Raw genomic sequence first — 14,019 nt, 5'->3', positions numbered from 1 at the left:
CGCTGCATGCCGACCGCATAGATCGACACCCTTCAACGCAAGGACCGATTCTCGTCGGCGCCCAAGGGAACTTCATCGGCGCCGAATTCGGTTGGTGGCGACCCGCTGCGCCCGGCGTCGCGCGCCGCGCTGGCCAGCATGTGCTCGATGACGTTCTTGCCAAGCGCGGTCTCGCGGGGCAGCTCGATCGGATACGTGCCGTCGAAGCACGCCGCGCACAGCCGCGAGGCGGGCTGCTCGGTGGCGGCGATCAGACCGCGTATCGAGAGGTAACCCAGGGTGTCGGCGTTGATAGCGTGCCGCACCGCTTCGAGCATTTCGTTCTCATCCTCGACGGCGTTGGCGATCAGCTCCGCCGGTGAGGGGAAGTCGATGCCGTAGAAGCAGGGCCACTTCACCGGCGGCGAGGCGATGCGCACGTGCACTTCCACGGCGCCGGCCTCCCGCAGCATCCGCACCAGGGCGCGCTGGGTATTCCCCCGCACGATCGAGTCGTCGACCACGATGAGCCGTTTGCCGCGGATTATCTCTTTGAGCGGGTTCAGCTTCAGCCGGATGCCCAGCTGACGGATGGTCTGCGACGGCTGGATGAACGTGCGCCCGACGTAGGCGTTCTTCATCAGGCCCTGCCCATAGGGGATGCCGGACTCTTGGGCGTAGCCCACCGCGGCGGGGGTACCCGATTCCGGCACACCGATCACCAGGTCGGCGTCGACCGGGCATTCCCGGGCTAGTCGACGACCGATCTCCAGGCGGGCGGCGTGCACCGACCTGCCGGCGATCGTGCTGTCGGGCCGGGCCAGGTAGACGTATTCGAAGACGCAGCCCTTGGGCGTGGGGTTGGCGAAGCGGGTGGACCGCACCCCGTCGGCGTCGATCGCCAGCAGTTCGCCCGGCTCGATATCGCGGACGAACGAGGCGCCGACGATGTCGAGCGCGGCCGTTTCGGACGCGACCACCCAGCCGCGATCCAGCCGTCCGAGCGATAGCGGCCGCACTCCATACGGGTCCCGGCAGGCGTACAGCGTGTTTTCGTCCATGAACGTCAGGCAGAAGGCCCCGCGCACGGTCGGCAACAGTTCGAGCGCCGCCCGTTCCAGGGTGGAATCGGCGGCACCGTGAGCCAGCAGGGCGCCGAGGATGTCCGAGTCGGTGGTCGCGGGGGCGGGGCAGCGGGTACCGATCAAACCCGCATCGCGGGCGCGGGCGGCAAGTTCGGCGGTGTTGACCAGATTTCCGTTGTGCCCCAACGCAACCCCGGTGCCGGCCGCGGTATTGCGGAAAACCGGTTGGGCGTTTTCCCACGTTGTGTCGCCGGTGGTGGAATAGCGGCAGTGCCCGATGGCGACATGACCCTCCATCGCGGCCAACGTCTGCTCGTCAAACACCTGGCTAACCAGGCCAAGGTCCTTGAAGACGAGCACCTGCGATCCGTCGGCCACTGCGATCCCCGCGGCTTCCTGGCCGCGATGCTGCAGCGCGTACAGCCCGTAATAGGTGAGTTTGGCGACTTCTTCACCCGGGGCCCAGACCCCGAATACACCACACTCTTCACGGGGCGAGTTCAGGTTGTGGTCGGGCTGCTGGACGGTCACGATTTGGCGGCTCCCTGGGGCGCGGTTGGTGACGTAACGCAGTCTACGGGCATGACTGCTGCGTCGCCGAATCAATTCAGCGTGTCGGGTGCCCCGGCTATTCCTCGCCCCCAGACACCCAGGTCAATCGGCAAAATCCGAGCTTAAACCCGGCTCAGTCGTACCAAAGGCAGCCAACTCTGGATTTCACCGGCCCGGGGCCCGGAAAGGCGCAGCGCCCCGGTGGCCTTCGCTTGCGCCAGCGGTAACAGCCCGGTGGCCAACAGCAGCCACGTCCGCGGATCCGTCTCCACGACGTTGGGCGGTGTGCCACGGGTATGCCTGGGCCCGGCGACACACTGCACCGCGACGAACGGCGGGATCCGGACCTCGACGGCGGCGCCGGGCGCCAGCGTCGCAAGGGTGCGCGCCGTGAGCCGAACCGCCGTGCCCAGAACGTCCCGGTCCGGCGCCAGAACACTGTCGTCGCGCAACCAGTCGGCCAGGTCCAACACGACCTGACGCGTCTTTGCCGCATCGGCTCTATCACGGGCAGCCATACCTTAGGGTCTCAAAAGCATGGAGCCGCGAACGCGGGCACCGTACCGGACCATTGGCCTGGTGTCGCTGATGGTCACGGCACTTGTTGCCGTCTCTTTGTACTTGCAGTTCCGCGGCGCGTTCACGCCGAAGACGAAGTTATCCATGGTTGCTCCGCGGGCGGGTTTGGTGATGGATCCGGGCGCCAAGGTCACCTACAACGGCGTGCAGATCGGCCGGGTGTCGAGCGTTTCGGAGGTGACGCGTGACGGCCTGCCCGCGGCCAAGCTGGTGTTGGACGTGGATCCGAAGTACGTCGATCTGATTCCGGTCAATGTGGCGGCCGCGGTGACGGCGACGACGGTCTTCGGCAACAAGTACGTGTCCCTGAAGTCACCGAAACAACCGGCGCCGCAACATATCACGCCCTCCACGGTGATCGAGGCGACGTCGGTGACGACGGAATTCAACACGGTGTTGGAGACGCTGACCTCGATCGCCGAGAAGGTCGATCCGATCAAGGTCAACCTGACGCTGGCCGCGGCCGCCCAGGCGCTGACCGGGCTCGGCGACAAGTTTGGGGTCTCATTGACCAACGGCAACGCCATCCTCGACGAGGTGAACCCGCAGATGCCGCAGATCCGCATCGACATTGCGCGCTTGGCGGCACTGGGTGACACCTACGCCAACGCCGCACCGGACTTGTGGGACGCCCTCGGCCACGCCGCGGCCACGGCCCGCACGATCGATCGGCAACAGCGCGATCTTGACGCGGCGCTGCTGGCGGCGGCCGGATTGGGCAACACCGGCGCTGACGAGTTCGAGCGGGCCGGGCCGTATCTCGCTCGGGGAGCCGCCGATCTGGTTCCCAGCGGCCAGCTGCTCGATGAGTACAGTCCCGAAATCTTGTGCACCATCCGCAACTTCCACGACGTGGCGCCCAAGATCTACGCCGCGCTCGGCAATAACGGCTATTCGCTGGGAACGCACTCAGCGGGCTCGGCCGCGGGGGCACCGAGCCCGTACATCTATCCCGAGAATCTGCCGCGGGTGAACGCCAGGGGCGGACCCGGTGGGCAGCCAGGCTGCTGGCAGCACATCACCAGGGCGCTGTGGCCCGCCCCGTTCTTGGTGATGGACACCGGCGCCAGCTTGGCACCATACAACCACTTCGAACTCCCCTCACCGCTCGTCGTCGAGTACGTGTGGGGCCGCCAATTGGGTGACTACACCATCAACCCCTAAAGCTCGGTACGCTACGGCGGTCCACCCGATCGGGCACCGTTGGCGAGAGACAAACATTGACACGGCCGCCTTTGCGAGCGCTCGCTGCTGTGAGTGCGGGCATGCTGGGGCTCGCCGGTTGCGGTGGCGCCGGCCACCATCAAGGCGTCGGCGCCCACGGCACCGGCTGCCGAACCCTCGCCGCCGATCCGGCATGGTATGGCGACAACCGCAATCGGATCAACGAGATGATCAGCCGACTCGGCACCTGCGGCAAATCCGGAGCGGTGGCCAACGGCGCGCCGCTGGCGTTGCTCGACTGGGATAACACCACGGTACGAAACGACGTCGGCAACGCGACGTTCTTCTGGATGGTGCGCAATTCCAAGGTGCGCCAACCCGCCGCAGCTGACTGGACCATCACAAGCCCGTACCTCACGCCGTCCGCCGCCGCCGCGCTGGCCGACGCCTGTGGTGGGCTCGCGGCGCCCGGTCAGCCGTTGCCCACCGGCGCCGACACCCCATGCGCCGACGACCTGGTGTCGGTGTACACCAACGGCGAGACCCGTGCGGGCGCACCAGCGTTCGCCGGCTATAACCATCGTCGGTTCAAACCTGTCGATGCCTGGGCGGCGCAATTGCTCGCGGGCTGGACCGACGCGGATGTGACCGGGTTCGCCGAGGCGGCGCGGCAGCAGAGTCTGGACGCCCCCGAGGGGGCCGAGCAGACCGTGGGCAGCACCCGCCAAACCGCCTGGGTGCGTTACTACCCGCAGATGCGGGACCTCGTCGGCACCCTGCAGGCCAATGGATTCGATGTGCGGATCGTCTCCGCCTCCCCGGAGCCGGTGGTGCGGGTCTGGGCCGCGGACCTGGGTATCGCCGCCGACCGCGTGATGGGCGTCGTTACCGAACACGACGGCGACGTCCTGACGTCCCGGCTCGCGCTGTGCGGCGGCGAACCGTCCATGCCCTACAACGAAGGCAAGCGGTGCCGGGTCAACGAGCAAGTGTTCGGCGTCCAGGGCGCGGCGGCATTCGACGAGTTGCCCGCGCCACGGCGCCCGGCATTCGGGGCCGGCGACTCGAACGGGGACGTGACATTCATCACAGATGCGACCGCGTTGCGCCTGGTGATTAACCGGAATCAGATCGAGTTGATGTGCCGGGCCTACGACGACTCCGACGGTCGATGGCTGGTCAACCCGATGTTCATCGACCCGCTGGGCGTCAGTCCCCCATACCCATGTGCGACTCAGGGTTTCGATGAGCCCGACGGTGATCACGCGCCGCTGCGGCGGCCCGACGGCAGCGTCGTCGGCGACCAGCAGGACAGGGTGCACTGAACCGGCCGTTCGCTCCCGAACTTAACGTGATATTTCTCGATTGCAACCGCAAGGTTACCGGCACATTTCTGCCGATCGCCAAATCGCCTGCCTTGCAAGAGGTATCGACTTACAGGCACCATATATAAGCACAAGTGGGGCCGACCGGGCACCCGGGCAGCTCGCCGTGCGCCGACGCCCCATGTATGAGATTCTCCCGAGGCCGTAGTCACGTTCGTTAAGGCGGTGATTTGATGACCAAGATCGTTTCGAGCGAGGGCGCCCGTCCCATCCAGCGCACCGTCGACCCCATCATCGTCACCCGGCGCGGCAAGATTGCCCGCCTGGAATCTAGCCTGACCCCGCACGAGGCACAGATCGAGGACCTGATCTTCCTGCGAAAGGTGCTAAGACAGGCCGGCATTCCCTTTCTTCTGATCCGCGACCACAAGAACCGCCCGGTGCTTGCCGTCGACGTCGAACTACGCCCCGCGGTCGAGCGAGCACTCGCGGCCGCCTGTGTCGCGGAACCGATGTACGCCAAAACGATTGATGAACCCGGCATTCCTCCCGTTCTGGTGGCCAACGGCCAGCTGTCCAGGCTGGTCGATCCACGTATCGTGCGGCTGCATCGGCGCCGCATCGCACCGGGCGGGTTCCGCTACGGGCCCGCGTTCGGCGTGGACCTTCAGTTCTGGGTGTTCGAGGACACCGTGATTCGCTGTCCCGTGGAAAACTCCCTGACCCGCAAGGCGCTGCCACGCGCGGAAATGGTTCCGGCGACCGTCAAGCTCTACGGGTATAAGTGGGCCACCATCGAGGGGATGTTCAGCCCGCATGCGAGCGACGTGACGTTCGATATCGACATGGTGTTCTCCTGGGTCGACGGCAGCGATCCGGAATTCCGGGCACGGCGCGCCGCGCAAATGGCGCAGCACGTGGTGGGTGAGGGCGACGACGCCGAAGCGCGGATCCGGCAGATCGATGAGTTGAAATACGCGTTGCGGTCCGTGAACATGTTCGCTCCGTGGATTCGTCGCATCTTTATTGCGACGGATTCCGCGCCGCCGCGATGGTTGGCCGACCATCCGAAGATCACCATTGTTCCCGCGGAGGAACACTTCTCGGATAGGGACGCGTTACCCACCTACAACTCGCATGCGGTGGAAAGTCAGCTGCACAACATCCCCGGCCTGAGCGAGCATTTCCTGTACTCCAACGACGACATGTTCTTCGGTCGACCACTCAAAGCCAGCATGTTCTTCTCTCCGGGCGGCGTGACCAGGTTCATCGAGGCCAAGACCCGGATCGGGCTGGGCGTCAACGACCCGACACGCAGCGGGTTTGAGAATGCGGCGCGGGTGAACCGGCAGCTGCTCTTCGAACGGTTCGGCCACGTCATCACGCGCCATCTCGAGCACACCGCGGTGCCGTTGCGCAAGAGCGTGCTGATCGAGATGGAGCGGGAATTCCCGGAGGAATTTGCCCGCACCCAGGCCAGTGCGTTTCGGTCCGGCACCGATATCTCGGTCACCAATTCCTTCTACCACTACTACGCGCTCATGACCGGGCGCGCCGTCCAGCAAGAAAAAGCCAGGGTCCTGTATGTGGACACCACCAGCCACCGGGGCCTCGCGTTGCTTCCCGAGCTGCGGAAGCGACGCGGATACGATTTCTTCTGCCTCAACGACGGCAGCTTTCCCGAAGTCTCGGCCGCCGAGCGGGCCCGACGGGTCGTCAGTTTCCTGGAGCGCTACTTCCCGATACCCGCGCCCTGGGAGAAAGTCACCGGCAGCTGCTCTGGGGTCAGTCGGGACGATTTCGCCACTCCGACGGTGTCAGCACCATCGGAAGGTGGGTAAAGAGCGAATCCCGCAGCGACGGTTCGATGAACATGCCGCTTTCGGTGATTTCGCGCCTGGCCTGAGCTGGAGAGACAAAGGTGCCCACGGTCTTTCCGCCACCAAGCGGAACCACCGAGTGCACGACGGTGTCCCCATAGACGTGTACCAGGTTGCAACCCTGGGCACCGTCGCGGCCGCGCGTTCCCCCGGCGGCGACCGTCAGATCCTGGGTGTAGCAGGTCGCCGACGCGACCGACACCGGGATTCCGACGAAGGTGGCGTTCGTCGAGTAGTGCAGGTGCCCGGCCAGAATGGCGCGGACATCGCTCCCCTTGAGCACCCGCCCGAGGGCAGCCTGGTCGCGCAGTTCCACCGTCACGGCCAGGTCCAAGACGCTGGGAATCGGCGGATGATGGAGCGCCAAAATGGTTCCGTGCGGTGCGGGCGTCCCCAATTGTCTGGCAAGCCAGTCCAATTGGGACTGTCTGATTTCGCCGTAGTGATGCCCCGGCACCGACGTGTCCACGGTGATGATGCGCAGGCCGTCGATTGTGCACACGCGGTCGAGCGGCGCCATCGACGGCGCTTCGTCCAGCAGCAGTCGGCGCAGCTCGGCCCGGTTGTCGTGGTTGCCCATCACCCAGATCAGCTGGGCGCCCAGCTCGGCGGCGAAGGGCTCGACCAGGCGACGAAGCTTGCGATACGCCTGCGGCTCGCCCTTATCGGCCAAATCACCGGTGAAGACGATCGCATCGGGACGTATCCCGGAGTGTCTCAGCTGGTCAAGGAGCTCGCCCAGCCTGCCGTCGGCATCGACCGCGCCATAGAGGGAGCCGTCGCCACCAATGAGATGGGTGTCGCTGATATGCAGAAGAACGTAATCCGGCCGCGGATGCTCCGCGGCCCTAAGTCTGTGCACCGCAGGTGCCACACCCTTCCCATGTTTGTCGGATTGTCGATTCAAGACGCGGACCCACGAGTATAGCCGCGCTGGATGGCCAACGCGGCCACCGCGCCGGCCTCGTTGACGGCAAGATGCGCCAGCATCGGCGCGGCGAGGCTGTCGGAACGCTGCGCCAACCAACCGAATAACCAGCCGGCAATGCCGGTGACTAGCACGGTGGGCAGCAGCGGCGCACCCGTCGCGCGGGCGTCCGCGATGTGGGACAGGCCAAAGGCGGTGGCCTGCAGCAATCTTCCGCCGGACCGACCGAACGCCTCGGCACCGGCGGTGGCCAGCGCCGCGCGAAACGCGGCCTCTTCGCCCCAGACCGTGCCGACGGGTATCTGCAAGGCCAGCCACCCAAGCACCGACTGCGGCAACACCCGGCTGGCCATCGCCGTCCGCACTTCGGACACCGATGTGGTGGCCGCGATCACAGTCATCGCCGCGACCCCGGCCGCCGACCCCATCCGCAACCCCGCCCACAACCGCGGCGGATGCAGCCCCAACGGCGCGCGCGTCGCGGCCACCAGCAACCCGCCGCCGCCGGCCTGCAGCGCTATCCGCCACGTCACCGGCAGGCGCGGACCGGCAAAGCTCCAACCAACCAGCGCGGCGGCCAACGACACCGCCCTCAACCGACTTATCCGAAGTATCGCGGCAGCACCGCCTCGGACGTCGCGCGCAGCTCGGCCAGGGATACCGTGAACAGGCCCTGAACCTCGATCGAGTCCGAGCCCTGATCGACGACGCCGATCCGGACCGCCGGCAATCCGCGTGCTTCGCACATCGATCGGAACCGGCTCTCTTCGGTGCGCGGCACGGCGACCAACACCCGGCCCGCGGACTCCGAGAACAGCAGCACGAACGGATCGGCACCCTCGGGAAGCACTATGCGGCAACCGATTTCACCCGCCAGCGCCGACTCCACAATGGCCTGGGCCAGCCCACCTTCGGACAGGTCGTGCGCCGCCGACACCAGCCCGTCGCGCGACGCCGAGCTCAGCACGTCGGCCAGCAACTGCTCCCGCACCAGGTCGACCGCCGGGGGCAGCCCGCCCAGATGGTCGGCGGTCACCTGCGCCCAGACCGAACCGTCGAATTCGTCGCGCGTGTCCCCCAACAACATCAAGGTTTCGCCCGGCTCGGTACCGAAGGACGTGGGAATGCGCCGGGCGACGTCATCTATCACGCCGAGCACACCGACCACCGGCGTGGGGTGGATCGCGGCCGACCCGGTTTGGTTGTAGAAGCTGACGTTGCCGCCGGTCACCGGAATCCCCAGGGCCGCACAGCCATCGGCCAGGCCGCGCACCGCCTGCGCGAACTGCCACATCACGGCGGGGTCCTCGGGCGAGCCGAAGTTGAGGCAGTTGGTCACCGCGACCGGGGTGGCGCCGGTGACGGCGACGTTGCGGTACGCCTCGGCCAGCGCGAGTTGAGCCCCGGCGTAGGGATCCAGCAGGGTGTAGCGTCCGGACGCGTCGGTCGACAGCGCGATACCGCGGCCGGTGGACTCGTCGACGCGCAGCATGCCGCCGTCGGCGTGCTCGGCCAGCACGGTGTTGCCGCGCACATACCGGTCGTATTGCTCGGTGATGAACGCGCGGCTGCACAGGTGCGGGCTGCCCAGCAGCGCAAGCAAAGTCGCGCGCAGCTCGTCGCCGGTGACCGGCCGCGGCAGTTTGTTCGAGCCGTCCGCGTTCAGGGCATCCTGCGATTCGGGTCGGGCGACCGGACGCCGGTACACCGGGCCCTCGTGGGCCACGGTGCGCGGTGGCACGTCGACGACCGTCTCGCCCTGCCAGGTGATCCGCAATCGGTCGCCGTCGGTCACCTCGCCGATCACGGTGGCCAGCACCTCCCATTTGCGGCACACCGCCATGAAGGCATCCACGTTCTGCGGGGCGACCACCGCACACATGCGTTCCTGCGACTCGCTGCACAGCACCTCGGCGGGCGTCATCTCCTTGGCCCGCAGCGGTACGGTGTCCAGGCGGATCGCCATGCCACCGTCCCCAGCGGAAGCCAATTCCGATGTAGCGCAAGCTAATCCGGCTCCACCCAGGTCCTGGATGCCGATCACCAGCCCGCCGGCGTAGAGCTCCAGGCAGCACTCGATGAGCACCTTCTCCATGAACGGGTCGCCGACCTGGACCGAGGGCAGCTTCTTGCGGGATCCGGTGGCATCGAAGGTGTCGGACGCCAGCACCGACACCCCGCCGATGCCGTCCAGCCCGGTGCGCGCGCCGAACAGGACGATCTTGTTGCCGACGCCCGAGGCGAACGCCAAATGCAGGTCCTCCTGGCGCAACACGCCCACGCACAACGCGTTGACCAACGGATTGCCGGCGTAGCACGCGTCGAAGACGGTCTCCCCGCCGATGTTGGGCAGGCCCAGCGAGTTGCCGTAGCCTCCGATTCCGCGGACCACGCCGTCGAGCACGCGACGGGTGTCGGGGGCGTCGGCGGCGCCGAACCGCAGCTGGTCCATCACGGCCACCGGTCGCGCGCCCATCGCCATGATGTCGCGCACGATCCCGCCGACTCCGGTGGCCGCGCCCTGGTAGGGCTCGACATAGGACGGATGGTTGTGCGACTCCACCTTGAAGGTGACGGCCCAACCGTCGCCGATGTCGACGACGCCGGCGTTCTCGCCGATTCCGGCCAGCATGCCGGCGCGCATCTCGTCGGTGGTGGTCTCACCGAAGTAGCGCAGGTGCACCTTGGAGGACTTGTACGAACAGTGCTCGCTCCACATCACCGAGTACATCGCCAGTTCGGTGTCGGTTGGCCGGCGGCCCAGGATGTCGCGAATCCGCTGGTATTCCTCGTCTTTGAGGCCCAATTCGTGAAACGGTTGCGGATGGTCGGGGGTGGTGGCGGCATGTACAACGGTGTCCAGGGTGACCAGGGTGTCCAGCGCAGGCGTGACGCGCGGCGTCTGAGCGGGCGGAGACGGCACGCAAGCAGTCTAGGCCGTAAATCCGCGCGGCCGCGTTGGTGCGCACGGGCCAATTACCGACCCACTACGCAGAACACGTTGCCCTCGGGGTCGGCCAGCACCACCCAGCGTAAGTTCTCGCCGAACCGATGCCGCTCAACCTCGGTGGCACCGGCCGCCGTCAGCCGCGACACCTCGGCGTCTACGTCCGCGGCCCGGAAATCCAGGTGCACCCGGTTCTTGCCGGGGGTGGGCTCGGGCACCCTCTGAAAGCCGAGCCGGGGCCCTTCCGACCGGGCCACCGCGATGAACTCCCCGGGGAGCAGCTCGTGGGTCGTGCCCCCGAACTGCTCGGCCCACCAGCCGGCCAGCGTCGCCGGGTCGCTGCAGTCGAACGTGACCATCTCCACGTTGAGCGTCATACCGCCAGACCCTATGCCTCCGGCGACAGAAACGCGTGCAGCGCCGCCGAATAGGCGGCCACGTCGTTGGCGCCCATCAGCTCGCGCGCGGAGTGCATGGCAAGTTGAGGGGCTCCGACGTCGACGGTGGGGATGCCGGTGCGCGCCGCGGCCAGCGGCCCGATCGTCGACCCGCACGGCAGGTCGGCGCGATGCTCGTAGCGCTGCAGCTCCACGCCGGCCTGCCGGCAGGCCAGCGCGAACGCCGCCGCGGTGCGCCCGTCGGTCGCGTAACGCAGGTTCGGGTGCACCTTGAGCACCGGGCCCCCGTTCACCTCGATCGGATGGCCGGGCTCGTGCCGCTCGGGATAGTTGGGATGGGTGGCGTGCGCCATGTCGGCGGACGCCAGCAGCGACGCGGGCAGCAGCCGCAGGAAGTCTTCTCGGCCGCCGCCGGTTGCGAGCACGATGCGCTCCAGCACGGTGGCCAGCAGGTTCGACTGTGCGCCGTGGTCGGAGGCCGAGCCGACCTCCTCGTGGTCGAAGAGGACTAGCACCGGCAGGTAGTCGCGTGGCTGGGCGGCCAGCAGGGCTTCCATGCCCGCGTAGCAACTCGCCTGATTGTCCAGGCGCGGCGCGCTCAGCAGGCTGCTGCCGGCGCCGATCACCGCCGACGGGGTCAGGTCGTGGGTCATCAGGTCGGCGGCCAGCACGTCGGCTTCGGCCACTCCGGCGCGCTGCGCGACGTAGCCGATAAAGGAACCCGCTTCCTGACCGACCCCCCAGACCGCGTTGACGTGTCGTTGCGGATCCAGCGTCAGCGATTTGCGGTCCTCGGCCAGATGGATGGCCAGCTGCGGCACTCGCAGGAGCGGCTCGTCTATCCGGACGAGGCGATGGTGGACCCCGGCGCCGTCAGATTCCGCGCGCACCGCTAATCGCCCGCTGACGCCCAGATCGCGGTCCAACCAGGAGTTGAGCCACGCTCCGCCGTACGGCTGCAGCGCCACCACCCGCCAGCCGGCGGTCAGCCGGTCGGGATGCTGCTTGACCCGGAGGTTCGGGCTGTCGGTATGCGCGCCGACGATACGAAACGCCCCGACATGGCCCCCGGAGTTCCAGGCCACCAGTGAGCCGGCGCGGACGGTGAAGTATCGACCCGGTTGGTTGGGCCAGCGGTCGGCTTCGCTCAGCTCCGTGTATCCCGCAGCAAGCAGCCGTCGGGCCACCGTGGCGCACACATGAAACGGCGACGGGGACGCATCGATGAATTCGCACAGGCCCGGTGCCGTAGCCGTCATGTACGCATGTTTAGCATCACCGCGATTCCAGAGACGTTAGGGTCATGCCTGTGCCCGCCGCTTCGCCGCAGCCGATTCTGGCGCCGTTGACGCCGGCCGCGATCTTCCTGGTGGCCACGATCGACGACGGTGGCGAGTCGACCGTGCACGACGCGCTGCCGGACCTATCGGGGCTGGTGCGCGCGATCGGCTTCCGCGACCCGGCGAAACGCCTGTCGGTGGTCGCTTCGATCGGCTCGGACGCCTGGGACCGGTTGTTCGCCGGACCCCGGCCCGCCGAGCTGCATCCGTTCGTCGAGCTATCGGGCCCGCGCCACGTCGCGCCGGCCACGCCGGGCGACCTGTTGTTCCACATCCGCGCCGAGACCATCGACGTCTGCTTCGAGCTGGGCGGCCGGATTCTCAAGTCGATGGCCGGCGCGGTCACCGTGGTCGACGAGGTGCATGGATTCCGGTTTTTCGACAACCGCGACCTGCTGGGTTTCGTCGACGGCACCGAGAATCCGGGTGGGCCGGCGGCCGTCGGCGCCACCGCGATCGGCGACGAGGATCCGGCGTTCGCGGGCTCGTGCTATGTGCACGTGCAGAAGTACCTGCACGACATGGCCGCGTGGGAATCGCTGTCGGTCACCGAGCAGGAACGCGTGATCGGCCGCACCAAGCTGGAGGACATCGAACTCGACGACGACGTCAAGCCGTCCAACTCCCACATCGCGCTCAACGTCATCACGGACGACGCCGGCGCCGAGCGCAAGATCGTGCGGCACAACATGCCGTTCGGCCAGGTCGGCAAGCGCGAGTACGGCACGTACTTCATTGGCTATTCGCGCACGCCCGCGGTCACCGAGCACATGCTGCGCAACATGTTTCTGGGCGATCCGCCCGGCAACACCGACCGTGTCCTTGACTTTTCCACCGCAGTCACCGGTGGATTGTTCTTTTGCCCTACCGTCGATTTCCTCGACGATCCGCCACCGCTGCCCGATCCTGCGGCTCCCGTGGACGATCGTGCTTCCGACGACGGATCACTCGGAATCGGCAGTCTGAAAGGAACCTCTCGATGAATAACCTGTATCGCGATCTGGCACCGGTGACCGAAACCGCCTGGACGGAAATCGAATTGGAGGCCACTCGCACGTTCAAACGCCATATCGCCGGGCGCCGGGTGGTCGACGTCAGTGAGCCCGGTGGACCCGTCGTCGCGGCCGTCGGCACCGGGCGGCTGATCGACGCGCAGGCACCCACCGACGGTGTGGTGGCCCACCTGCGCGCAAGCAAACCCCTTGTCCGGCTGCGGGTTCCGTTCACCCTGTCACGTCACGAGATCGACAACGTCGAGCGCGGTTCCAAGGACTCCGACTGGGAACCCGTCAAGAACGCGGCCAAGAAGCTGGCGTTCGTCGAGGACCGCGCCATCTTCGAGGGCTATTCGGCCGCCTCGATCGAGGGCATCCGAAGCGCCAGCTCGAACCCGGCGTTGACGCTGCCGGACGATCCCCGCGAAATCCCCGATGTCATCTCGCAGGCGTTGTCCGAACTACGGCTGGCCGGCGTCGATGGCCCGTATTCGGTGCTGCTGGCGGCCGACGTCTACACCAAGGTCAGTGAGACCACCGAACACGGCTATCCGATCCGCGAGCACCTGAACCGGCTCGTCGATGGGGACATCATCTGGGCGCCCGCCATCGACGGTGCTTTTGTGCTGACCACCCGTGGCGGTGACTTCGACCTGCAGCTGGGTACCGACGTGGCCATCGGTTACCTCGGCCATGACGCCGACACCGTGCAGCTCTATCTGCAGGAGACGCTGACGTTCCTGTGCTACACCTCCGAGGCGTCGGTCGCCCTCAGCGCCTGAAGGGAGCTAGATGCCGGCGAGCGTGTGCCGTGGATGGGGTCAATCAACGGCCAGAAGACGCAGAA

The 14,019-nt window shown here is 67.0% G+C and carries 12 protein-coding genes; 5 read left to right on the top strand and 7 right to left on the bottom strand.

Features of this window, described 5'->3' with window-relative positions; translation table 11 throughout:
* Nucleotides 1-32: 32 nt before the first annotated feature.
* Nucleotides 33-1,595 (bottom strand): amidophosphoribosyltransferase, encoded by a 1,563-nt coding sequence (gene purF, locus G6N24_RS00700; RefSeq protein WP_085159233.1) that lies wholly within the window; start codon nt 1,593-1,595, stop codon nt 33-35.
* 143 nt (nt 1,596-1,738) lie between these two features.
* Nucleotides 1,739-2,134 (bottom strand): sterol carrier family protein, encoded by a 396-nt coding sequence (locus G6N24_RS00695; protein WP_085159231.1) that lies wholly within the window; start codon nt 2,132-2,134, stop codon nt 1,739-1,741.
* A 19-nt stretch (nt 2,135-2,153) separates the two neighbouring features.
* Between G6N24_RS00695 and G6N24_RS00690 the strand changes: the two genes are divergently transcribed.
* The 3 genes from G6N24_RS00690 (at nt 2,154) to G6N24_RS00680 (ending at nt 6,525) form a co-directional block, all read left to right on the top strand.
* Nucleotides 2,154-3,359 carry an MCE family protein gene (locus G6N24_RS00690; RefSeq protein WP_085159229.1) on the top strand — a complete coding sequence of 402 codons (1,206 nt, stop codon included), beginning with the start codon at nt 2,154-2,156 and terminating at the stop codon, nt 3,357-3,359.
* A 71-nt stretch (nt 3,360-3,430) separates the two neighbouring features.
* The gene (locus G6N24_RS00685; RefSeq protein ID WP_085159228.1) at nt 3,431-4,684 is read left to right on the top strand and encodes a haloacid dehalogenase-like hydrolase; all 1,254 of its coding nucleotides are present in this window, start codon (nt 3,431-3,433) and stop codon (nt 4,682-4,684) included.
* A 233-nt stretch (nt 4,685-4,917) separates the two neighbouring features.
* Complete coding sequence (locus tag G6N24_RS00680; RefSeq protein ID WP_085159226.1) at nt 4,918-6,525, top strand: stealth family protein; 1,608 nt, start codon at nt 4,918-4,920, stop codon at nt 6,523-6,525.
* Here G6N24_RS00680 and G6N24_RS00675 read toward each other — a convergent pair.
* From G6N24_RS00675 to G6N24_RS00655, 5 genes are all read right to left on the bottom strand, one after another.
* Entirely contained in the window at nt 6,470-7,426 is a 957-nt protein-coding gene (locus G6N24_RS00675; protein ID WP_085159273.1) for a phosphodiesterase, read from the bottom strand. The two genes, G6N24_RS00680 and G6N24_RS00675, sit on opposite strands and share 56 nt — an antisense overlap.
* 41 nt (nt 7,427-7,467) lie before the next feature.
* Nucleotides 7,468-8,097, bottom strand: coding sequence for an Rv0804 family intramembrane glutamic endopeptidase (locus G6N24_RS00670; RefSeq protein WP_139822330.1), 630 nt, complete (start codon nt 8,095-8,097; stop codon nt 7,468-7,470).
* On the bottom strand, nt 8,094-10,355 hold the full coding sequence (gene purL, locus G6N24_RS00665; RefSeq protein ID WP_139822329.1) for a phosphoribosylformylglycinamidine synthase subunit PurL: 2,262 nt from the start codon (nt 10,353-10,355) through the stop codon (nt 8,094-8,096). Before purL ends, G6N24_RS00670 begins: the two co-directional genes overlap by 4 nt.
* Nucleotides 10,356-10,468: 113 nt before the next feature.
* Nucleotides 10,469-10,816, bottom strand: coding sequence for a VOC family protein (locus tag G6N24_RS00660; RefSeq protein ID WP_085159224.1), 348 nt, complete (start codon nt 10,814-10,816; stop codon nt 10,469-10,471).
* 11 nt (nt 10,817-10,827) lie between these two features.
* Nucleotides 10,828-12,096 carry a M18 family aminopeptidase gene (locus G6N24_RS00655; protein WP_085159222.1) on the bottom strand — a complete coding sequence of 423 codons (1,269 nt, stop codon included), beginning with the start codon at nt 12,094-12,096 and terminating at the stop codon, nt 10,828-10,830.
* A 44-nt stretch (nt 12,097-12,140) separates the two neighbouring features.
* Here G6N24_RS00655 and G6N24_RS00650 point away from each other — a divergent pair, with 44 nt between their 5' ends.
* Together G6N24_RS00650 and G6N24_RS00645 are read left to right on the top strand one after the other, a co-directional pair.
* The gene (locus tag G6N24_RS00650; protein ID WP_085159221.1) at nt 12,141-13,160 is read left to right on the top strand and encodes a Dyp-type peroxidase; all 1,020 of its coding nucleotides are present in this window, start codon (nt 12,141-12,143) and stop codon (nt 13,158-13,160) included.
* Nucleotides 13,157-13,954, top strand: a complete 798-nt coding sequence (locus G6N24_RS00645; protein ID WP_085159219.1) for a family 1 encapsulin nanocompartment shell protein — start codon at nt 13,157-13,159, stop codon at nt 13,952-13,954. The genes G6N24_RS00650 and G6N24_RS00645 overlap by 4 nt, the downstream gene beginning before the upstream one ends.
* Nucleotides 13,955-14,019: the final 65 nt, after the last annotated feature.

This window comes from Mycobacterium lacus (assembly GCF_010731535.1).
Taxonomy (GTDB): Bacteria; Actinomycetota; Actinomycetes; order Mycobacteriales; family Mycobacteriaceae; genus Mycobacterium; species Mycobacterium lacus.
Note: the sequence above shows the minus strand (reverse complement) of the source record. Positions and strands in the feature narration are given on the sequence as shown.